The 20,377-nt window shown below is 56.0% G+C and carries 20 protein-coding genes; 4 read left to right on the top strand and 16 right to left on the bottom strand.

The window, feature by feature from the left end:
- Positions 1–44: 44 nt before the first annotated feature.
- A complete protein-coding gene (gene mdh, locus ACXAIA_RS10970; protein WP_475344050.1) occupies positions 45–995 on the bottom strand; it encodes a malate dehydrogenase in 951 nt (316 codons plus the stop codon).
- A 247-nt stretch (positions 996–1,242) separates the two neighbouring features.
- Here mdh and ACXAIA_RS10965 point away from each other — a divergent pair, with 247 nt between their 5' ends.
- Complete coding sequence (locus ACXAIA_RS10965) at positions 1,243–1,572, top strand: hypothetical protein (RefSeq protein WP_475349357.1); 330 nt, start codon at positions 1,243–1,245, stop codon at positions 1,570–1,572.
- Positions 1,573–1,622: 50 nt separating this feature from the next.
- On the opposite strand, the gene zapE is transcribed toward ACXAIA_RS10965, so the two are convergent.
- On the bottom strand, positions 1,623–2,750 hold the full coding sequence (zapE, locus tag ACXAIA_RS10960; RefSeq protein ID WP_475344052.1) for a cell division protein ZapE: 1,128 nt from the start codon (positions 2,748–2,750) through the stop codon (positions 1,623–1,625).
- Positions 2,751–2,847: 97 nt separating this feature from the next.
- Positions 2,848–3,837: a CorA family divalent cation transporter gene (locus ACXAIA_RS10955; RefSeq protein ID WP_475349356.1), complete on the bottom strand. Its 990-nt coding sequence runs from the start codon at positions 3,835–3,837 to the stop codon at positions 2,848–2,850.
- A gap of 217 nt (positions 3,838–4,054) precedes the next feature.
- Here ACXAIA_RS10955 and ACXAIA_RS10950 point away from each other — a divergent pair, with 217 nt between their 5' ends.
- A complete protein-coding gene (locus tag ACXAIA_RS10950; protein ID WP_475349355.1) occupies positions 4,055–6,673 on the top strand; it encodes a DUF3772 domain-containing protein in 2,619 nt (872 codons plus the stop codon).
- 100 nt (positions 6,674–6,773) lie between these two features.
- Here the strand turns inward: ACXAIA_RS10950 and ACXAIA_RS10945 are convergent, their stop codons facing one another.
- The 4 genes from ACXAIA_RS10945 to nadA form a co-directional block, all read right to left on the bottom strand.
- On the bottom strand, positions 6,774–7,589 hold the full coding sequence (locus tag ACXAIA_RS10945) for an isocitrate lyase/PEP mutase family protein (RefSeq protein ID WP_475349354.1): 816 nt from the start codon (positions 7,587–7,589) through the stop codon (positions 6,774–6,776).
- A gap of 128 nt (positions 7,590–7,717) precedes the next feature.
- Positions 7,718–8,143, bottom strand: a complete 426-nt coding sequence (locus ACXAIA_RS10940; RefSeq protein ID WP_475349353.1) for an NUDIX hydrolase — start codon at positions 8,141–8,143, stop codon at positions 7,718–7,720.
- 6 nt (positions 8,144–8,149) lie between these two features.
- The gene (nadC, locus tag ACXAIA_RS10935; RefSeq protein WP_475349352.1) at positions 8,150–8,989 is read right to left on the bottom strand and encodes a carboxylating nicotinate-nucleotide diphosphorylase; all 840 of its coding nucleotides are present in this window, start codon (positions 8,987–8,989) and stop codon (positions 8,150–8,152) included.
- A 78-nt stretch (positions 8,990–9,067) separates the two neighbouring features.
- Positions 9,068–10,090 carry a quinolinate synthase NadA gene (nadA, locus tag ACXAIA_RS10930; protein ID WP_475349351.1) on the bottom strand — a complete coding sequence of 341 codons (1,023 nt, stop codon included), beginning with the start codon at positions 10,088–10,090 and terminating at the stop codon, positions 9,068–9,070.
- 369 nt (positions 10,091–10,459) lie between these two features.
- On the opposite strand from nadA, the gene ACXAIA_RS10925 reads away from it, so the two are divergent.
- Complete coding sequence (locus ACXAIA_RS10925; RefSeq protein ID WP_475349350.1) at positions 10,460–10,684, top strand: hypothetical protein; 225 nt, start codon at positions 10,460–10,462, stop codon at positions 10,682–10,684.
- A gap of 17 nt (positions 10,685–10,701) precedes the next feature.
- Here the strand turns inward: ACXAIA_RS10925 and ACXAIA_RS10920 are convergent, their stop codons facing one another.
- The 8 genes from ACXAIA_RS10920 to fsa all read right to left on the bottom strand — a co-directional run bounded on the left by ACXAIA_RS10920 (position 10,702) and on the right by fsa (position 17,115).
- Positions 10,702–11,424, bottom strand: a complete 723-nt coding sequence (locus ACXAIA_RS10920; RefSeq protein ID WP_475349349.1) for a hypothetical protein — start codon at positions 11,422–11,424, stop codon at positions 10,702–10,704.
- Positions 11,425–11,577: 153 nt separating this feature from the next.
- Positions 11,578–12,966 carry a glutamine synthetase family protein gene (locus tag ACXAIA_RS10915; protein WP_475349348.1) on the bottom strand — a complete coding sequence of 463 codons (1,389 nt, stop codon included), beginning with the start codon at positions 12,964–12,966 and terminating at the stop codon, positions 11,578–11,580.
- Positions 12,967–13,029: 63 nt separating this feature from the next.
- Positions 13,030–13,521, bottom strand: a complete 492-nt coding sequence (locus ACXAIA_RS10910) for a class I SAM-dependent methyltransferase (RefSeq protein ID WP_475349347.1) — start codon at positions 13,519–13,521, stop codon at positions 13,030–13,032.
- 106 nt (positions 13,522–13,627) lie between these two features.
- A complete protein-coding gene (locus ACXAIA_RS10905; RefSeq protein ID WP_475349346.1) occupies positions 13,628–14,233 on the bottom strand; it encodes a glutathione S-transferase family protein in 606 nt (201 codons plus the stop codon).
- An 86-nt stretch (positions 14,234–14,319) separates the two neighbouring features.
- Positions 14,320–14,625, bottom strand: a complete 306-nt coding sequence (locus tag ACXAIA_RS10900) for a YrhK family protein (RefSeq protein WP_475349345.1) — start codon at positions 14,623–14,625, stop codon at positions 14,320–14,322.
- 86 nt (positions 14,626–14,711) lie between these two features.
- On the bottom strand, positions 14,712–15,662 hold the full coding sequence (locus ACXAIA_RS10895) for a tyrosine recombinase XerC (RefSeq protein ID WP_475349344.1): 951 nt from the start codon (positions 15,660–15,662) through the stop codon (positions 14,712–14,714).
- A complete protein-coding gene (locus ACXAIA_RS10890; RefSeq protein ID WP_044827252.1) occupies positions 15,641–16,330 on the bottom strand; it encodes a DUF484 family protein in 690 nt (229 codons plus the stop codon). The genes ACXAIA_RS10895 and ACXAIA_RS10890 overlap by 22 nt, the downstream gene beginning before the upstream one ends.
- 128 nt (positions 16,331–16,458) lie before the next feature.
- Positions 16,459–17,115 (bottom strand): fructose-6-phosphate aldolase, encoded by a 657-nt coding sequence (gene fsa, locus ACXAIA_RS10885; protein ID WP_064788713.1) that lies wholly within the window; start codon positions 17,113–17,115, stop codon positions 16,459–16,461.
- Positions 17,116–17,287: 172 nt separating this feature from the next.
- On the opposite strand from fsa, the gene ACXAIA_RS10880 reads away from it, so the two are divergent.
- Entirely contained in the window at positions 17,288–19,519 is a 2,232-nt protein-coding gene (locus ACXAIA_RS10880; protein WP_475349343.1) for a primosomal protein N', read from the top strand.
- Between the two features lie 21 nt (positions 19,520–19,540).
- Here the strand turns inward: ACXAIA_RS10880 and ACXAIA_RS10875 are convergent, their stop codons facing one another.
- Positions 19,541–20,311, bottom strand: coding sequence for a substrate-binding periplasmic protein (locus tag ACXAIA_RS10875; RefSeq protein ID WP_475349342.1), 771 nt, complete (start codon positions 20,309–20,311; stop codon positions 19,541–19,543).
- Between the last annotated feature and the right edge of the window lie 66 nt (positions 20,312–20,377).

Here is a 20,377-nt window from a genome sequence, read left to right as displayed (position 1 = left end):
GATTGAAAAACGGGCCGGTCAATGACCAGCCCGTTTCGCGTTCTTTAGAGCATGCCCTTGGCAGCGTCGACAAGGCCGCGAACTGCATTCACGGAATTATCGAAGTTTGCCTTTTCGGACTCGTCAAGATTGATCTCGACGATGCGTTCTACACCGCCAGCGCCCAGAACAACCGGGACGCCAACATAAAGACCGTCAACACCGTATTCGCCGCTCAGGTAAGCAGCAACCGGCATGACGCGCTTCTGGTCTTTGAGGTAGCTTTCCGCCATCGCGATTGCCGAAGCAGCCGGGGCGTAGAAAGCAGAACCGTTTTTCAGCAGGCCGACGATCTCTGCGCCACCGTCACGGGTGCGCTGAACGATCTGGTCGATTTTTTCCTGCGTGGTCCAGCCCATTTTGATCAGATCCGGAACCGGGATACCGGCAACGGTCGAATAACGGATCGACGGGACCATGGTGTCGCCGTGGCCGCCCAGAACAAAGGCGGTAACGTCTTTGACCGAGACGTTGAATTCTTCTGCGAGGAAGTAACGGAAACGAGCCGAGTCCAGAACGCCAGCCATGCCGACAACTTTCTTCGGATCGAAGCCGGTTGCCTGCTGCATTACCCAGACCATCGCATCAAGCGGGTTGGTAATGACGATGACGAAAGCGTCAGGAGCGTGTTCCTTGATGCCCTGACCAACCTGGGTCATGACTTTGGTGTTGATACCAATCAGGTCATCGCGGCTCATGCCCGGCTTGCGAGCAACACCGGCAGTTACGATGACGACATCAGCGCCTGCGATGTCTTTGTAGTCACTGGTACCCTTGAGGTCGGCATCAAACATGTCGACGGGGGAGGATTCAGCAATGTCAAGCGACTTGCCCTGTGGCATGCCATCAACGATGTCGAAAAGGACGACGTCGCCAAGCTCTTTCAGACCGACGAGGTGAGCAAGGGTGCCACCAATATTGCCGGCGCCGACGAGCGCGATCTTGTTGCGGGCCATTCCGTTACCTTCTTCCCTATTGCGCTTCCTGGGGGTCGAAACTCAACTTGGGAGCGCGATTGAAAATTTAAACCTGCGAACGCGAAATAATCGTTCGTAAACATCGAGTGTCGTAAACTGAATCGGCACGAATGACAAGGGGAAACCCCACTGTTTTTACGAGGAAAACCGCCGCTTCGGGGTTTATTGCAACTAACGTCTAAACGCTTAAAAACCATTCACGTTGCAGGTGCGAAGGCGGGCGAATGTGCAGCAAAACCAAAGCTGGTTTACGATTGCGGCCTGCCTAAATGAAAGGCAGTCTGCGCCTTTGCTGCGAATTCGGGCGTATGAACCCGATTACACCAACGCAGCAATGCGCAAAACAGCCATCAGCCATGCGGTCAGCTCGGGGGCACGAAAACCGCTATATGACGAATTTTGCGTGAAGCTGCGTTTCCCCTGCGTCATACGCAAGAAACACCCGATGATAAGCGCTCATATGGCGAATAATTGCGATGGTTTTAAAATGGCTGTTTTGGAGTCGTTTTACACTGATCAACGCACGCTTTGCGCGCGTCCGACAAAACAGGTCTGATCTGCCCGTTGATTGGCGGAATTTGTGCCCCGAACCGTGATCAAGTGCGATCAGGTCAGATGCGCCATATCGAGATATTCCTGACTGCGCATTTCAGTCATGCGCGACACCGTGCGCTGGAATTCAAACGAATAGTCGCCGTCAGTGTAAATCTCGCTCGGGTCGCATTCAATGGCACAGATCAGCTTGGTTTTATGCTCATACATCGCATCGACCAAGGTGCCGAACCGTTTGGCCCAGTCACGTCTGGAGTCCGGCAATTTCGGAATGAAATCAATCACGATGGTATGGAAATGGGTCGCAAGCGCGATGTAGTCGCCCGGACCCAACGGGCGCGTGCACAGCTCGTCAAACGTGAATTTGGCAACACCGGCACCGGCAGCAGCGATTTCAATCTTGCGACCCTTGATGGTCAGACTGTCAGGCGCGACCCGCGCCCCTTCGGTCAGGGTGGCAAACATTTCATCAATGCGCGCTGACGCTTCTTCGCGGGTCGTCGGATACAGGAAGACCTCGGCAGCCGTCAGGTTGCGCATGCGGTAATCGGTCGGGCTTGCCAGTTCGAGCACATCAAGCTTCTGCTTGATCATGTCGATGAAGGGCAGGAAGTTCTGGCGTTGCAAACCATCCTTATACAGATCATCCGGCACACGGTTCGACGTCGTGACAATTACCACCCCATGATCAAACAGCTGCTCAAACAGGCGGCCCAGGATCATTGCGTCGGTGATGTCGGTTACCTGCATCTCGTCAAAGCACAGCAACCACGCATCCTCTGCGAGGTCCTTGGCAATGGGCGGGATCGGGTCGGCATCGTCTTTTTTCTTGGTCTGGCGATAGCGGTGCATGCGGTCATGCACGTCCTGCATGAAGTCATGGAAATGCACGCGACGCTTTTTTTCAATGTCGATGGTTTCATAAAACAGATCCATCAACATCGATTTGCCACGCCCGACTTCGCCATAGATATAAAGCCCAAGCGGCGGGGTGGGTTCTTCGCGCCGGCGCGTCAGGCCAAACCGTTCGCGCCAGCCGCCAGTGCCGGTGGCCGGTTCGTAATGGTCGAGCGCATGTTTCAGGCTTTGCAGCTTTTCGGCACACAATTCCTGCATCGGATCGTGGGACAGCTCACCAGCGGTGATTTTCGCGCGATAACGGGAAAGCGGGCCGTCGGTCATCAACAAATCTCGAATGCAGTGAAAGAAATCAACGTCGTGGCTTTGTCATAGCGCCAACGTGCATCGCATTGCAACAAGGTGCTTTGCATTGCTGCCATCAGATCAGGCGCATCTTTTTAAACAGCCAGATTTCAAACGCGGTTATGACGGCCAGTATGATCGACACCCCAAGGAAGCCATACGGGCTGTCAGTGGCGGGTACACCGCCAACATTGATGCCCAGAAGCCCGGTGACAAAACTGATCGGCAAGAACAGTCCGGCAATGACTGTCAGCCAATACATGGTGCGGTTCATCTGTTCGCTTTCCATGGCCATCAGGTTCTCATTAACGATCTGAAGGCGTTCGCGCAGTGAATCGAATTCCTCGACCAGGCGGACGGTCTTGTCGGTCAGGGCACGGGCGCGGCGCTTGAACCGTTTGTCCGACCAGGCTGGTTTCTGTTCGACAAAATTTGCCAGCGCATCACGTTGCGGTCCCAGATGGCGGCGCAGGCGCGATAACATGTGTCGGATATCCGATCCGCGTTTGCGCAGTGCCAGCGTCTTGCCCTCGGCCACGGTTTCCTGATCATCCTCGATCACTTCGACCGCGTCTTCCATGTCGCGCACGACATTCTCAACCCGGTAAGCAAGCCGTTCGGCAACCGTCAGGACAAAGTCATCAATACTGTTGGGCGCTTTGCCCTCAGCAATGCCGGCGCGCATGTCGTCAAATGCCCGAAGCGGCTGATTGCGCAGCGTAATCACCATGTTGCCCGTGACCCAGAAACGCACCGAAATCATATCGGCCGGGTCATTCTGGGCATTCAGGTTCACCCCGCGCAGATTAAGCGAATAGCCCGGATCATAGAAAAACACCGACGGGCGCGTGCCGCGTGTCGAAAGCGTATCGGTAATGGTCGCATCAAGTCCCGCGACATTGATCAGCCAGTCGCGCACCCCGTCCCCCATCCAGTCGAGATGCACCCAAAGGTAATTGCCCTCGCTCACCTCCGGCAGGCCGGTTTGCAGGACATCCCAACTGAGCGGCTTGGCCGTGCCATTCGGGGCAATTTCAAAAGCATTGATCAGCGCGGTTTTGCTCATCGCGGGCTCCTTGGCTGACTGTGTGCGCACAGGTGAGGAACGGGGTTACTCTCAACGCGTCATCGCACGGGAACGAAACGTTAGATGATTCGTTATTGTTCTCAGTGTAGGCTTTGGCATTGTGAACAAGTATCAAGCCAACCTGTTTACAAAACGCGAAAAACGCTCAAGAAATTGAAGCTGGGTATTGGCTCGGCATCATCATGGATCATCAGGAATGACATCAGTTCGTCAGGTCATCGCAGGTCTTGCAGTCGCTTTGTTTGCATTGACGGCTTCTTTCGGTTTGTCGGCCCAACCCAGCGAACAGCGGCCCGAACCTGTTCAAAAGATCGAACTGGAAAATGCCCAGAACCGCCTCTCGGACTGGGAAGCCACCCTTGATGAACTTGAAGAGTCGATTTCCGGCGAAGAAGTCACCGGGCGCGTGATCGCAGATGGCCGTGATCAGGTTGAAACCATCCAGCTTGCCATCAATGACCTGCGCGGGCGCGCCAATGATCGCCTGCAGCGCTTTGAAGCTGCCCTTGGCAAGCTGGGCGAAGCCCCGGCCGAGGGCGAAGAAGAAGTTCCCGAAGTTGCGCGCGAACGCGAACGTATTGATCAGGACATCGCGCGCGTCAGCGGCGTGATCAAGCAGCTTGAACTGACGAATTTCCGCGCCAGTGAACTGTCCGATCAGTTGGCTGGTTTGGCGCGCGAACGCTTTACCCGCCGCATCCTTGGTCGGGTTGATGTGCCGCTTGATCCGGTTGTCTGGTTTGATGCCTGGGGCGAAATTGTTCAACTGCCCAACATGGTGCGGGCCCGTTATGCCAATCTTGAACTTGAAGGGGAGGTCGCCGACCAACTGTCGGAGGTGGCACCGGGACTGGTTCTTTTGGCGGTGATTGTCCTTGCGGCCCTGATCTGTGGCGAGGTGGTCGTGCTGCGCTATATCCCCGCGCGCTGGAACAGTGTCCCTGACGAGGACCGAGTGTCGCTTATATCCGGCACGCGGTTCCTGTTTACCGCGCTGGTGCCGGGCATTGCCCTTCTGATCGCCTATGGCATGCTTGAATCGCGTGACGCGCTACTCAGCGGTCCAATGGGGGACTTCGTTCATCAATGCTTTGCGGCTGCGCTGTTCCTGTTGTTTGTCGGCGCTGCGGTACGCAGTGTGCACTCGCCCTTTGCCCCTTCATTGCGCCGCTCAGGCACAACACCGCAAGGTGCAAGGGTTGTCGGCTTCTGTTCGCTGGCCGTCGCAGTGATTTTTGCCTGCGACATGGTGTTGCTGCAGGGGGCGACCACGCTGGGCACGTCGCTTGATATCGCGCTCGTGCAAAGCATCTCGAACGTTCTGGTCATTTCGGTTTTGCTGTTTGTCTCCTCTCTCGGGATGTTCTGGCAACATGACGAACAGGATCGCCACGAAGTCTGGTCCAAGATCGAACACCGGTCGCGCCGGGGTCTGAAACTCATTGCGATTCTGATGCCGGTCCTGATGGCGGCTGGCTATGTTGCGCTGGCCCGTTTCATTCTTGAAAACCTGATGATGGCGCTGGCGTTTCTGACCTGCTACTGGCTACTGCGCGCCTATAGCCGTGCACTTATGCACACCTATCTGGTGCGCCCGGAAAGCAGCGAGGACAGCAATGTCAGTGATGCTGTGCATGGCACGTTATATTTCTGGCTGCGGGTTCTGATCGATGTGGTGATGTTTTCCATCGCCGTGCCGGTCGCAGTTATGATCTTTACCGATATTGCCTGGGCCGATCTTATTCTGGCCGTTCAGCAGGCCTTTATCGGCATTCAGGTTGGTGGCATTCATTTCTCGTTGCGCTCCATCCTGCTGGCCGCCCTGATGTTTGTCATCGTGCTGGCCGCGATGCGCTTCTTCCAGCGGATGCTGAGCACGCGCGTTCTGCCCAACACCAAGCTTGATCAGGGACTGCAACATTCCGTCTCGGCGATCTTTGGCTATGCCGGGATTTGCCTTGCCATTCTGTTGGCGGTCTCTGCTGCCGGGCTTGATCTGTCCAACCTTGCGATCATCGCCGGTGCCATTTCGGTTGGTATCGGTTTTGGCATGCAAAGCATCGTGAACAACTTTGTCTCGGGCCTGATCCTTTTGGTCGAACGCCCGATCAAGGTGGGGGACTGGATCGTGGTCGGGGCCGATCAGGGCTTTGTCAAAGACATCCGGGTCCGTGCGACCGAGATTGAAACCTTTGACCGCTCTTCGGTTGTTATTCCGAACTCCGAGCTGATTTCAAACCGGGTTCTGAACTGGACGCTCAAGGAGCGCTCTGGCCGTGGCATCATCAAGATCGGGGTTTCATATGGTGCGGATATCGATAAGGTCCGCGAGATCCTGTTTGAAATGGCGGACAAGCGCCGTGAAATTCTGACCTATCCGGCACCGCAGGTGGTGTTCATGGATTTCGGGGCCAGCTCGCTTGATTTTGAACTGCGCTATTTCCTGCGCGATATTGGTGATGTGATTGCGGTTGCCAGTTCAATCCGCTTTGAACTGGTGCAGCGTTTCCGCGATGAAGGTATCGAAATTCCATTCCCGCAGCGCGACCTTAACCTGCGCGATATCGACAAACTGACCGATGCCATCCGTGATGCCGGAAGGGGCGCACCGCAACAGATCACTGAAATCGAACCGAAGTCAGACAACACCTCGGAAAATAAAACCGACGAAACGTCCTCTGACTCAAATGACAGCGGGGCGGATCAAAAGGCGGCACCGCCGTCTGCGGCGAAGGATGTTTCGCGTGATCGCGATGCGTCGGGCCGTGAAATTCCCGATGCGGGCGGTAGTCCGGACGGGGATGCGCCGCGCTAAGAGATGTTCTCGGCTCGTTGGCCATGCTTGTGCCGGGGGGCTGCTTGGGTTTGCTCACAGGATTAACGTGTTGCGCCTTCGTGACCGGGCGTTGCGTTCTTTATGCGGTGAAGAATTCCTCAAGCTCGGCAAAACCCATGGCCTGATCGGAAAACCCGAATGTTCCGGTGTCGATCATTTCACGCGATGCATTGACAAAGGCGCCGTAGGCAAGGCGGGCAAGTGCGGACCCGACGCTGATCCTTTTTGCGCCAGCCTCGGCCAACTCGGCCAGACTGAACGTTTTTCCAGGCATGCCCATAACAACATTCACCGGTTTGCTCAGCGACGTGCAAACAGTGCGGATTGTATCAAGATCATACAGACCCGGCGCATAAAGAACATCAGCACCTGCCTCTTCAAATGCCTGAAGGCGCTTGATCGTCTCGTCAAGATCAGGACGTCCCCACAAAAAATTCTCACATCGTGCGGTAAGGACAAAATCATGGGGCAGGGCTGATTGTGCTTCGACGGCAGCCTGGATGCGTTCAACGGCAAGCGAGAAATCATAGATCGGTTTTTCCCGATCCCCTGTGTGATCTTCAAGCGAACAGCCAGCTAGGCCGATCGATGCCGCGGTCGAAATTGTTTTCGCCGCGCTTTCCGGACTATCGCCCATCCCTTTTTCAAGATCGGCCGTCACGGGAAGTGGTGTGGCAGAAACCATTGCCTCGCAATGCTTGAATGTATTTTCGGGTGATGTTTTGCCCTCGGCAACGCCCAGAGAAAATGCCATGCCTGCACTGGTCGTTGCCAAGGCGCGAAAGCCAAGTGCTGCAAGAATTCTGGCTGTTCCGATATCCCATGGATTGGGAATAATAAATGCACCGGGCTCTTCGTGAAGTGCACGAAGCAGTGCCCCTTTGTCCTGCGTCATGTGTCGATCCTTTGATGCCGAGTTGCACGGCATTATTATCACAAAGAATTTAGAACATAAAGTGAACATTTGGAGGGGTGATACGGGTGAAATAGGCTGCCTGTTGGCTGAGTGGCGTTGAAAGGGGATCAAATATCAAACAGGGCGGCGGTGATTTTTTGACCCATCGGGGCCATCAGATGGCGTTCACGCGGTGAGAGCCACCTGAGTTCTGCGATCTCGCTTGCCGGGGCAAGGGTGCCGGAATAATCGCCGGTAAAGCAGGTCATCCGGACAACCGATCCGTCGGGCTGGTTATGGCCCTGTCCGGCAAAGGTCCCCAGTCGGCGCAAGGTGCAGGGCACAAGGTCGACACCGAGTTCTTCATTGATTTCGCGTTTGATGGCTTCGCGCGCGGTTTCACCCGGATCAATCTTGCCTCCGGGCAGATAGAACCGGTCACGACCGTGGCTTCTGACCGACAGGATGTTTTCGCCATCCCGCATAATCCAGTTGGCGGTTTCGATCACCTTGATAAGGGCTGGGTCTGTGGTGCTTTGACTGCTTTCACGCATGCGGCCTCACAGGATTGCGACATCAAGTCCGATATCAACGGCCGGTGCGGATTGGGTAATCCGCCCGACGGAAACATAATCGACCCCGGTTGCGGCAATCGCACTGATGGTCTGAAGGTTGACACCCCCGGATGCCTCAGTCTTGCAGCGACCGGCAACAATTGCAACCGCTGCGCGCAACATGTCCGGTCCCATGTTATCAAGCAGAATGATATCTGCTCCGGCATCTGCGGCCTCACGCACCTGATCAAGGGTGTCGCATTCTACTTCAATCTTGGGCAGGTTGGCGGCACGCGCGGCTTCGACACATTTGGTGATGGATCCGACAACACCGATATGGTTGTCCTTGATCATCACCCCGTCATAAAGCCCCATGCGGTGGTTTTGTGCACCCCCCATGCGGGTGGCGTATTTTTCCATCTTGCGCCAACCGGGCAGGGTCTTGCGGGTATCAAGAAGCTTTGCGGTCGTCTCGCCCATCGCCGCGACATAGGTGCGCGTCGTGGTGGCAATGCCAGACAGGTGCTGCAGGGTATTCAGCGCTGTACGCTCGGCCGTCAGGATGCCGCGTGCATTGCCCTCGACCACAGCCATGACGTCCTTGGCGGCAATCGCATCCCCGTCTTCGCAGCGTTTTTCAATCTTGGCATCGGGGACCAGCTTGCGGAAACATTCAAGGGCGATATCAAGGCCGGCGACCACGATATCCTCGCGGGTTTCAAGCGCGACCCGCAGGCGGGCATCAGCGGGAATGACATTGTCTGATGTTATGTCGCCGGTACCGATATCCTCGGCAAAGGAGCGATCAATGAATTCCGCGATTTCGGCTTGGGTCAGGACGGTCATGATGGCGGGCTGCTTTGAATTCTGATGGGGAATGGCAAACAGCCCCGCAAGATTTGCGGGGCTGTGAGATCAATTGGCTTAGGCCGCGTCGTCTTTTTTGACCGGAATGTTTTTTGACATTTCCAGCATGCGTTCGAGCGGCTTGACCGCATTGACGCGCAGGTCTTCGGGCATGACGATCTGCGGGCCGTTATTGACCAGACAGAGATAGAGCTTCTCAAGAGTGTTGAGCTCCATGAACGGGCAGTTGTTGCACGCGCATGATCCGTCTGCCCCCGGCACCGGGATGAATTCCTTGTTCGGGGCGGCCTTTTCCATCTGGTGGATGATGTGCGGCTCGGTCGCGATCAGATATTTCTGATCCGGACCGTTGATCACATATTCCAGAATGGCGCGGGTCGAGCCGATATGATCGGCATGTTTCAGAATACCGTCATGGCATTCCGGGTGGGCTGCGATCTTGGCATCCGGGTTCTGGGTCTTAAGACGGATCAGCTCACGCTCGGAGAACTGCTCATGCACGATGCAGGACCCGTTCCAAAGCGTCATCTCACGGCCGGTCTTTTTGGCAAGATAGGAGCCGAGATGACGGTCGGGCGCCCACAGGATCGGCTGATCTGCCGGGATCTGATCAATAATCTCGGCAGCATTGGACGAGGTCACGATGATATCGGACGCCGCCTTTACCTCGGCCGAGCAGTTGATATAGGTGATCGAGACGTGATCAGGATGCTGTTCGCGGAACTTGCGGAACGGCTCTGGCTGACAAGAATCTTCGAGCGAGCAGCCCGCTTTGGAGTCCGGCAGCAGAACGGTTTTGTTCGGGCTCAGGATTTTGGCAACTTCGGCCATGAAGCGCACGCCGCAGAACACGATGACATCGGCATCGGTTGCTGCTGCCTTGCGCGACAGATCAAGGCTGTCACCGACAAAGTCGGCAAGGTCCTGAATTTCCCCATCCTGATAGTAATGGGCCAGAATGATCGCGTTCTTTTCCTTTTTCAGGCGCTGAATCTCAGCTTCCAGATCAAGGGTGGGATCAATCTGCATTTCCGACATTGCGTCGGCCGAGGCCTCGGCAATGGTGATCATTTCATTCATGGCGTCTTCTCATCTCGCCTGGTTGCAAGCCGGAGATAATGCGCGGGGCCCGGCATCGCAAGTTAATGACAGTTTGAAGACTTCAATATCGCCATTGGGCAGGGATGGCAAGGAATTGGGCGGCAAAGAAAGGCAGCCTTGCGTCAACAACAGCCCATCTGATTGATAAATCTCAGTGCTGCTACCTTTGAGTAATTCTATATTTGGCCCGGATTACGTAACGGATTGGCGCTCAAATGCGCGTTCGCACAAACGGTTTCGCTGTTTTTCAGCCTGCTGTTACATACCTGCCTTGTAGAATAAGAAATATGCGCGGGACCCCGGATCAGGGCATAAAACGCATAACGAATACATATGAGAGTCTTGAATATGGATTGGGTCCCGATCGCCTTTGGCACGTTTAAAGCTGCCGCACTGCTTATCGCGATGTTTTTCGCCATCAAATGGCATTACGACCAGGGCCAAAAGTACGGCAGGCAAGCCGTCCTGCGCGCCAGCGCCAAGGTAACAGGCCTTTTCGTGCTCGCCCTTATGGCTGTTGGCGGCATCACGCTTGCGCTCAGCAATTTCCTTGGTTTGGATCTAAGCTACTGACGCTAACATCATGTGGGTTACCCAGGCTCTACCGGGCCTGCCGGAACTGTAGCATGTGTTGCAGTCTTAATATGGCTGAGTGTGCGTGAGTAAGACACAATATCGAATGTATCGATCGCTACTGTGCCGTAGTTTCTATTTACTAATTTATCAAGGTGCGACGCGAACTTCTTTGGGTCAGAGAGTGGCTCAGAAAACATGATCATGCTGGCGTGACAAGTATTTCGTAGTTTCTCGATAGTAGGCTCTGGTCCTGGGCGAATAAGGTTCCGAGCCTCCAGCTCGAGGAAGTATTTCCTCCTAAGTTCAATTAAGTCAAAATGCGGGTACCCGCAAAGTAGCACACCAGTTCTAACTCCAATTAAACCTTTGAATGTGACCTCGAACAGTGCGTGGTCCTCTATAACAGCCTTCATAGCTTCAGCGTATCCGTCAACATCATGATCGCCATCGGCGATGTTTGGGCGGAAGCCCTCATTAGAACGGACTGTGACATGAACACTGCTTTGGTCATACGCCGCATGGGCATTGCCCAAGGTTTTTCGGAGATCAGAGATATCTTCCCAAAGTTCAGCGCTCAGTTTTGGCCGGAAAACAGTGCTTATTCCCCAGCGAAGCTCGCCGGGTAATGGCAGAGGGTCGACAACGATATCATTTCCGATAATTGCTTCTCGGTTTCCCTCTCGAATTCTTGAATAGAGTGCATCAAGGTCATCGAAACTTCTACTATTAAAGGTCATGGTAATCGCCTCCGCTAAGTTTTAGCCGATCAAATATTGGATTGCGCAAAACGAAGGAGTCCGAGCAGGGATTCCCTTTTGCCCAATTATGAGTGATTAAAGGTGATGTGAAGAGGAATATCGTTCACGTTCAGAACAGGACGGGAATAGGGGTCAGACAGAAAACCCGTAATATTCCCACTCTGCCGCCGAAACCTTGAGCGCCATCTGTTCGTATTCGGCTTGCTTGATTTTGGTAAATGCCGTGTGGAAGCGTTCGCCAAGCGTGCGTTTGTTGAACTCGGATGCGCCAAACTGATCAATCGCATCCAGCCAATGACGCGGCAGGTCGTTGGGGGCCTTTGCCTCGCCGATTTCATCTTCGCACGGTTTGCCCGGGTCGATTTTGCCTTCGATGCCGTCAAGGGCCGCGCCAAGGGTCACGGCCGCGACCAGATAGGGGTTGGCATCGACACCGGCAATGCGGTGTTCGAAATGGCGCGTTTTGCCCGGTGTGCCGGGTACGCGGAGCGCCACGGTGCGGTTTTCAACACCCCAGTCATCGGAGGCCGGTGAATACATCGCTGATGCAAAGCGCCGCCAGGAATTCATGAACGGGGCGAGGAGCAACATGGTTTCGCCAATCGTGCCGCGAATGCCACCAATGGCATGCAGCATAAGCGGGCTTAGCGATCCGTCCGGCTCGTCGGCAAACAGGTTGTTGCCATCCGGGCCGGCAAGGGACAGATGCAAATGCATGCCCGATCCGGCTTCATTGCCAAATGGTTTGGGCATAAACACGGCTTCCTTGCCAAAGCGCCGTGCCACCGTGCGGATCAGGCGTTTGGCGATGATCACGTCATCGGCTGCCCGCATCAGATCGCGATAGCGGATGGTCATTTCATACTGGCCCGGACCATATTCCGAAATCAGGGTTTCCAGCGTCAGATCAAGATGCTTCGCCCCGTCATAGACCGCATCAAAAAGCGGCGACATCTCGTCAATCTCATCGACGGACATGGTGTTGCGCAATTTGCTGCGCCGTTTGGTGATGGCATAGGAGGCCGGGTGATAAAGCCCCTGGGCATCCGGCGCCTGATCGACCAGATAAAATTCAAGCTCGAACGCGCCCATCGGATAGAAGCCAAGCTTTTCGGCACGTTTGACCTGTGCGCCAAACACATTGCGCGGGTCCACGTCATGTGGCGCGCCATCTTCTTCATACATCGCAATCAGAAGCTGCCCGCGCCCGGTATGGGGCAGATAGCCAAGCGTGCCCGGCACCGGCCAGCATCGGCAATCCCCGCCGCCACCGGTTTGCACAAGGCCGCAATCATCAACATCCTCGCCACTGACATCCTGCCCGAAGATCGAGCTTGGCAGGCCGCGCCCGGATTTATAGATGCTTTCGAGTTCGTGACGCCGGATCGTCTTGCCCCGGCCTATCCCGTGAAAGTCGGTCAGGATGATGTCGATGGCCTCGACATCAGGATAATTGGCCAGAAAGTCCTGTGCTTCGGACAATTGACTTCCACTGGGTGAGGGGGCGTTTGCGGTGGCCACGGCACGACTTCCTAAGATGCTAAAACTTGTTCCGCCGAAACAGAACCGATGCAGGGCAGGATATTAGCCCTGATAACGACGGAAGAAATAGCGATCTTTTGGAACGCCTTCTGGAAGTGGCTCAGCAATCGTGCCCGGCACATCGATTTTCTGATCGGATGCGACAATCGCCCCCTTCATCAATGCCGGCGGCAGGGTCGATCCGATAAAGGATGCGATCTTGGCATTAAGATCCTCATCGCCGGTGCCGACATCGGAATGCACAAGGGTGACCTTGCCTTTGAAACGCTCGACCGCCTTGGGCAGGGTTTCAAAAATATCGCCAAGGAACAGATGATCATCATCGGGGATGCATTTCGGGTGGGCAGCGATCTGGCGATCAAAAACGAAGATCTCGCGGTCTGGCATGATTTCGCGCAGGTGATCGAAGGTGCGCCCGTTGCCAAGCCCGACTTCAAGCACGATCCCGTCCTGATCCTTGATCATTTCGGCGGCCGCATTCAGGCAATCGCGTTGGGCTTGAAGGCGGCGGATAACGCTGTTCAGACGGGACATTGTATAAAAGGCTCCGGGTTGTTTTTTCGTGGGTAAGCACTTGATTTAACGGCTTTGCTCCTTGGCGCAAGCGGGGTTGTGCCAACTTGCGCCAATGGATCGCAAATCAGGCGACAAATTTGGTGGCCTCAAAGGCCGGAACGCGCGCGTCAAAGGTTTCAAGCCAGCTGACCAGCGTCGGATAGCTTTCACGCCATGTGCCATCAAAGCGCAGATCAAGATAACCCAGCGCACAGGCAATCGAGACATGGCCAATCGTCAGATCCCCTTCGAGGGAAGGCGCATTGGCACTCAGATGATCCAGCGACCGTTTGACCTTATCAGCCTGATAGGACAGCCAGTCGTCATGGCGTTTGTCGTCCGGGCGCATGCGGGTTTCATAGACCTGCAGGATCGATGCATCGACAATGCCATCGCCAAGTGCCTGCAGGGTCAAGGCTTCCCAGTGGGCATCGCTTTCGGTCGGATGCAGGGTGGTGCCGTCGACCTGCGCGTCAAGGTATTCGCAGATCACACGGCTATCGAAAATCTTGCGGCCATCATCAAGAATCAGAATCGGGATTTTACCCAGCGGGTTTTGCTGGCGCAGGGTATCAGCCGGGTCGTTGGTGTTCGACATTTCGACGGTCAGTTGGTCATAAATGCCAAGCATCTTGGCAACGATTTTAACTTTCCGGCCAAACGGCGACGGACCACTCGAACGCAGAATCATGGATTTCCTCCGGGCGTATCAATTGTTTGTCCGCAGTCTAAGGGCGAACCGGGATCGCAAGGAACTGAAATTTTCTCAAATGAGGATCAGGAACCGGAACTGCTGGCCGCCGGCGAGGTTTCGGTATCGTCTTCCTCATCCCCTTCGCCCAATCCGGCCAAATGCAGCTCACGCGCAAGACGCACGGCTGGGCGGGCGGCAAAGAACACCGACCCGATGATAAACATCCACGTCCCCGCCTTGACTGTTTCATTATCGAGAAACAAAAAGCTTCCGACAATGAACAGCACAGCAGCCAGAAGGTCGACGGCCGAATAGGCGATCTCATACGCGCTGTAAATCTGGCGGTGGCGATGGCTGGCATCAAAGCGGCGGGATCGAAAGAGCTTCATGAGGCTTCTGTTTCTTCTTGTGGGACAAAAAGGGTGATTTATCTGGTTTTAACGCGCGGCCCCGCCAAGCGGTTCCGACGTGGGCTTTAGCGCCGGGCACGCGGATGGGTGCCGTTATAAACCGCCATCAATTGTTCGGTATCAACCGCGGTATAACGCTGGGTGGTCGAAAGTGATGCGTGGCCCAGCAAATCCTGAATGGTGCGCAAATCACCGCCCCCGGCCAAAAGATGCGTGGCAAAGGAATGGCGCAGCGCATGCGGGGTGGCGGTATCGGGCAGGTTTAAAAGTTCGCGCACCTTGCGCATTTCGCGTTGTGCGACCTGTGCGACAAGGCGTTTGCCGCGCGCACCAAGGAACAATGGGTCATCGCCATTGGGTGCAAACGGGCAACTGTGGATATAATCCTCGATCGCGTTGCGCACGATGGGCAGAACCGGGACAAGGCGCTGCTTGTTGCCCTTACCCGTGATCACCATCGAATCCCTGGTCGGGCGTTGATTGGCGTTCAAATCCAGCGCCTCGGAAATACGTAATCCGCAGCCATAAAGCAGGGTAAAAAGCGCGAGGTTGCGTTTGCCAAGCCACGGCTCATCCTGCCAGGCATCGGCATTTTCAAGCACCGCCATCGCATCATCAGGGGCGAGTGGCTTCGGTGTTGATTGCGGCAGGCGCGGGTTGCGGATCGACTGCACGGCGGCATTCTGCCCGCGCCCGGACCGTTCCAAAAACCGATAGAAATTGCGCAAGCTTGAAAGTGCACGCGCCGTAGACGTCCTGGCCATACCATCCATGCTGCGCCGGGCCAGCCAGCTTCGAAAATCGCGCGGGTTCAGACGCAGCAAATCGCGAAGCGTCGGGGCATCGCCAAGATGGTCTTTGACAAACCCCAAAAAGGCATAAAGATCGGCCAGATAGTTTTCCGTGGTGTGCTCAGACGCGCGGCGCTCATCGGCAAGCCAGCCACGCCAGTCGGCAATGGCGTCGCGCACATCGTTTGGTAGGGTGATGGCGGTCAGACCGTTTGGGTCAACCATCGGCGCACACCAAACTCGATGACAGAAGCCAGGAACATGATCAGGTCATTGGCCTGTGCCGGGCTGAAATAATCGGGTTCCTTGACGCCAAAGGCAACAAGCCCGACCGGATCGCCATAAAACGGTGCCAGACGCACAATCGCGGCAGAGCGGATATCAGATGCCTTCGGGCCAAAAATCGCCTCATCCCCGGCATCATCAGGCAGAAGCCAGACATCCTGTTCTTCGCCAAGAACCTGATCAACTGCACCGGCGACCAGGCGACGGACCCGGCCATCACAGCTTGGCACCGGCGCTTCGTTGCATTCCTCGAAACACAGCGCGATGGCATCAAGGTCGAGCAGTTCGGGGACAAGGTCTTGTAAGGCCTCGACAAAGGTTTCAAACCCGCGTGCGTTAAGCAAAGCCAGAACCGCACGGTGAATGCGGCTTTGGGTTTCGAGGTTGGATTTGGAAATATTGATCAGCTCGCTGGTGGCCCCGCGCAGCTTTTCGCGCTCGTCGCGCAGGCGGGCGACGACATATTGCTGCATGTCGGCAACGCCATTGCCCAGTTCGCGCATCGGCAGATCAAGACTTTCAAGCAAGTCCGGGCGCGTGGTGAAGAATTCGGGATGTTCGGCAAGGTAGTCCGCGACATCATCGGCGCGCAAAGCTGTCTTTTCCATCGGTTCCGGCTTGAAAAGTGAGAAACAAAAAACCCGGCTGCCACAATGCGGGCTGCCGGGTTAAATGCATGTTAAAAACCGCACGCGATGCCGGTTTTTATATGTTTATCGCGATCAGCGATCCAAAATCAGAGGATCGACTGGCCGGTTTTTTCCCAATCGGCGAGGAAGGCTTCAAGGCCTTTGTCGGTCAGCGGGTGTTTGGTCAGCTGACCCAGAACCTGCGGCGGGATGGTGACAACGTCAGCACCGAGACGGGCCGAGTCGACAACATGCTGCGGGCCACGTGCCGAAGCAACAAGCACTTCGGTGGTCCAGTTCGGGTAGTTGCCATAAACATCAACGATGTCGGCAATCAGCTGCATGCCATCAGAGGAAATGTCATCCAGACGGCCAACGAACGGCGAAACATAGGTCGCACCGGCTTTGGCAGCCAGAATGGCCTGACCAACCGAGAAGCACAGCGTGACGTTGGTCTGAATGCCTTCGTCGGTGAAAGTGCGGCAAGCCTTGAGACCATCAGCGGTCAGCGGCAGCTTGACGACGACATTGTCGGCGATCTTGGCAAGCTTGCGGCCTTCGGCAACCATGGTTTCGTAATCGGTCGCAGCAACTTCTGCGCTGACCGGGCCGTCGACAACGTCACAAATTTCCTTGATCAGTTCGAGAAACGGTCGGCCAGACTTTGCTACCAGCGAGGGGTTGGTGGTGACACCGTCCACAAGGCCGGACATGGCCAGTTCGCGGATTGCGTCGATGTCAGCGGTATCGATGAAAAACTTCATTGGAATTCCTGTTTAGGACCTGTTGTTCAATGATGCGGTTAGCTGCTAGGTTCTGGATCATCTGATGACGGAACCAGATCCTTGCTGTGGGACCGTTATTTTCTTGTGCCCTGTAGCTGGCGATCCTGAAAGGGCACCGGTCGGATGGGCAACCTCACGGGGTTTATAATATATGAGTGCCGCAAAGGCCACCTCTGGAAATTTGTTTGCGAATGATCCGGCCTTTGAGGTAACCGCCCAGACCGTGAGCGTCCTGCCGCCCCTGCCTTTGGCTGGCCCCTATGACTATCTGGTGCCCGAAGGTGTGTCGGTTGCACCGGGCGATTTCGTTGAAATTCCATTGGGCCGACAAACCCAGCGCGGCGTCGTCTGGGGCGATGCCAAGGGCGATGTTGATCCCGCCAAACTGCGCGAAATTCTGGGTGTGTTGCCAACGCCCCCCATGGATGACGTGACGCGCAAATTCATTGACTGGGTCTCGGCCTATACCATGGCCCCACAGGGGGCAGTTTTGCGCATGGCGATGAGCGTGCCCGACGCGCTTGAGGCCCCCAAACCGATCTTTCGTTTTACCCTGAACCCGGAATTTGACGTTTCAGGCCTGCGCATGACGCCGCCGCGCAAACGGGTTCTGGCTTTTCTGGCCGACCATCCACCGATGGAGCAGGGCGATATCCTGCGTGAAACCGGTGTCGGGGCCAGCGTTGTTAAAGGCTTGGTCGAAGCAGGTGCCGTGCAGCGCTTGATGGTTACCCCACCATCGCCGTTTGACGCCCCCGATCTTGATATTCCGCGCCCCGATTTGTCGACGGAACAGAACGAGGCCGCCGATGCGCTGTGCGCCCGTCTGGAGCAGGGCGGGTTTTCCTGCACTTTGCTGGATGGTGTCACCGGGTCGGGTAAGACCGAGGTATACTTTGAGCCGGTCCGTGCCGCCTTGGCAAAGGGGCAGCAGGTTGTCGTCCTGTTGCCGGAAATCGCGCTTTCGGCCCAGTGGCTGCAACGTTTCCGCGACCGGTTCGGGGTGGAGCCGGCCCTTTGGCATTCCGAAGTCGGGCAGGCGCGCCGACGTGATACCTGGCGGGCGGTGGCCGATGGCTCGGCACGGTTGGTTGTCGGGGCACGGTCGGCTTTGTTTTTGCCCTATCACGATCTTGGTCTGATCGTGGTCGATGAGGAACATGAACACGCTTTCAAGCAGGAAGACGGGGTGATGTATCACGCGCGCGACATGGCGGTGACGCGCGCGCATCTGGGCAATATCCCGGTCGTTCTGGCCTCTGCGACGCCGTCGCTTGAAACGCTGGCCAATGTCGAGGCCGGGCGCTATCAGCGCGTCCAGCTTGGCAGTCGTCATGGTGCGGCCGTATTGCCCAGTGTCGAGATCATCGATATCCGTCAGGACAAACCCGAACGCAATCGTTGGATTACCCCGACGCTTAAAAAACGTCTGGCAGAAACCTTTGCCAGTGGTGAGCAGGCGATGTTGTTCCTGAACCGGCGTGGCTACGCACCGCTGACACTCTGTCGCGCCTGTGGTCATCGCTTTCAGTGTCCGAATTGCACGGCCTGGCTGGTTGAACATCGGGCATGGGGCAAATTGCAATGCCATCACTGCGGTTATCAGTCCAAGGCGCCGGAAGTCTGCCCATCCTGCGGGGCAGAGGGCAAGCTGGCGCCCTGCGGGCCGGGGGTGGAACGCCTTTATGAGGAAGCGGTTGAAACCTTCCCCGATATCCGGGTCGAGGTCGCGACATCCGATAACATCATGGGACCCAAGGCCGCGGCCGAACTGATCAAGCGGGTGCATAATCACGAAGTCGATCTTCTGATCGGCACACAGATTTTGGCCAAGGGCTATCACTTCCCGATGCTGACCCTGGTCGGCGTGGTTGATGCCGATCTTGGCTTGGCCGGTGGTGATTTGCGCGCGGCAGAGCGCAGTTATCAATTGCTGACCCAGGTGGCCGGGCGTGCTGGGCGCGGGGATCGACCTGGCACGGTAATCCTGCAAACCGCGGATCCGGCCAACCGGGTGATCAAAGCGATTGCCGCAGGGGATCGTGATGCCTTTAACGAGGTGGAGCTGTCCCAGCGCATGACCCATGGCATGCCGCCGCATGGTCGCCTGGCCGCCCTTATAATAAGTGGCAAAAAAGAAAACGAGGTCGATGAAGCCGCCTGGCGGATTGGTCGTGCCGCCCCGCGTGGGGATGGATTGATGGTATTGGGACCGGCCCCGGCACCGCTTTCGCTGTTGCGGGGACGCTACCGCCGGCGCTTCATGATCCGGGCTGACAAGTCGGTCAAGATGCAGGCGTTGATCCATGACTGGCTGTCAAAGGTCAAGACGCCGGGCAGTGTCCGGGTGCAGGTCGATATTGATCCCTACAGCTTTATGTAAGGTGGATTTCCTTCAGGGCGCTTACTGCGAATATTGCGACTGCCACCAGTCGTAGCCGTCCGCGCCAAGATAGCGTTCAAATATTTCCAGCAAGCGACCATCATCGCGCATCTCGCGGATGATTTTGTCATATTCGGCCAGAAACATATCCTTGCCCGGATAGTCGGACGCCCGTGAGAACACATTATAATAGGGTGCCCGGCGCAGCGGCGGATACAGGAAGGCCAGCTTGTCGCGATAGCGATTCTCAAGGCTGTCATAAATGGTATTCAGGTAATTGACCGGCACCGCATCAAAACGCTTTTGCAGCAGCATCGGAATCAAAAGATCACCGCGCGCCACCGTCTGGATATCCAGACCCGAATTCCAGAATGCAGGGGTATAGGAATAGTCGGCCGCCGCCCCGATCCGCACCCGTGACAGGTCGGAAAATTCTTCAAACCGGATGGCATCCTTGTCCTCGGCCCGGACGGCAAAGCGCCAATCAAGCAACAGATGGGCTTCGTCCGGATATATAAGGTACTTGGCGCGTTTGTCGCTCATCGACAGGGTCAGGATGATATCTGATCTGCCATTGCGCGCATTGTGCAGCAATCGGCTGCCGGTATCGACAAAACGAAAGACATAATCGCTGATCCCCATGGTATTGAGGACCTCGGTCATGATGTCGATATCGATGCCTTTGGGTTCTTCATGCCCCATCCATTTAAGCGGTTCTTCTTCAAGCCCCTCGATAATCAGGGTGCGCGCCAGCGACTGTTTGCCTTGAGAGAACATCAGGGCCAGCAGCATCAAGATACAGATCAGAAAGTTTTCTGATCGAAAGGCTCGTCCGAGGCGATATGGCACGGGCATCCC

The sequence above is a fragment of the Thalassospira sp. ABL2_045 genome (genome assembly GCF_056161285.1).
The sequence above is the reverse complement of the archived record's forward strand: the minus strand, read 5'-3'. Positions and strand labels throughout refer to the sequence as shown.

What these genes read in the sequence shown, in the direction of transcription:
- mdh (WP_475344050.1), bottom strand. Translation starts at nt 995, where the DNA reads ATGGCCCGCAACAAGATCGCGCTCGTCGGCGCCGGCAATATTGGTGGC.
- zapE (WP_475344052.1), bottom strand. Translation starts at nt 2,750, where the DNA reads ATGACCGACGGCCCGCTTTCCCGTTATCGCGCGAAAATCACCGCTGGT.
- ACXAIA_RS10955 (WP_475349356.1), bottom strand. Translation starts at nt 3,837, where the DNA reads ATGAGCAAAACCGCGCTGATCAATGCTTTTGAAATTGCCCCGAATGGC.
- ACXAIA_RS10950 (WP_475349355.1), top strand. Translation starts at nt 4,055, where the DNA reads ATGACATCAGTTCGTCAGGTCATCGCAGGTCTTGCAGTCGCTTTGTTT.
- ACXAIA_RS10945 (WP_475349354.1), bottom strand. Translation starts at nt 7,589, where the DNA reads ATGACGCAGGACAAAGGGGCACTGCTTCGTGCACTTCACGAAGAGCCC.
- ACXAIA_RS10940 (WP_475349353.1), bottom strand. Translation starts at nt 8,143, where the DNA reads ATGCGTGAAAGCAGTCAAAGCACCACAGACCCAGCCCTTATCAAGGTG.
- nadC (WP_475349352.1), bottom strand. Translation starts at nt 8,989, where the DNA reads ATGACCGTCCTGACCCAAGCCGAAATCGCGGAATTCATTGATCGCTCC.
- nadA (WP_475349351.1), bottom strand. Translation starts at nt 10,090, where the DNA reads ATGAATGAAATGATCACCATTGCCGAGGCCTCGGCCGACGCAATGTCG.
- ACXAIA_RS10925 (WP_475349350.1), top strand. Translation starts at nt 10,460, where the DNA reads ATGGATTGGGTCCCGATCGCCTTTGGCACGTTTAAAGCTGCCGCACTG.
- ACXAIA_RS10920 (WP_475349349.1), bottom strand. Translation starts at nt 11,424, where the DNA reads ATGACCTTTAATAGTAGAAGTTTCGATGACCTTGATGCACTCTATTCA.
- ACXAIA_RS10910 (WP_475349347.1), bottom strand. Translation starts at nt 13,521, where the DNA reads ATGTCCCGTCTGAACAGCGTTATCCGCCGCCTTCAAGCCCAACGCGAT.
- ACXAIA_RS10905 (WP_475349346.1), bottom strand. Translation starts at nt 14,233, where the DNA reads ATGATTCTGCGTTCGAGTGGTCCGTCGCCGTTTGGCCGGAAAGTTAAA.
- ACXAIA_RS10900 (WP_475349345.1), bottom strand. Translation starts at nt 14,625, where the DNA reads ATGAAGCTCTTTCGATCCCGCCGCTTTGATGCCAGCCATCGCCACCGC.
- ACXAIA_RS10895 (WP_475349344.1), bottom strand. Translation starts at nt 15,662, where the DNA reads ATGGTTGACCCAAACGGTCTGACCGCCATCACCCTACCAAACGATGTG.
- ACXAIA_RS10890 (WP_044827252.1), bottom strand. Translation starts at nt 16,330, where the DNA reads ATGGAAAAGACAGCTTTGCGCGCCGATGATGTCGCGGACTACCTTGCC.
- fsa (WP_064788713.1), bottom strand. Translation starts at nt 17,115, where the DNA reads ATGAAGTTTTTCATCGATACCGCTGACATCGACGCAATCCGCGAACTG.
- ACXAIA_RS10880 (WP_475349343.1), top strand. Translation starts at nt 17,288, where the DNA reads ATGAGTGCCGCAAAGGCCACCTCTGGAAATTTGTTTGCGAATGATCCG.
- ACXAIA_RS10875 (WP_475349342.1), bottom strand. Translation starts at nt 20,311, where the DNA reads ATGCTGCTGGCCCTGATGTTCTCTCAAGGCAAACAGTCGCTGGCGCGC.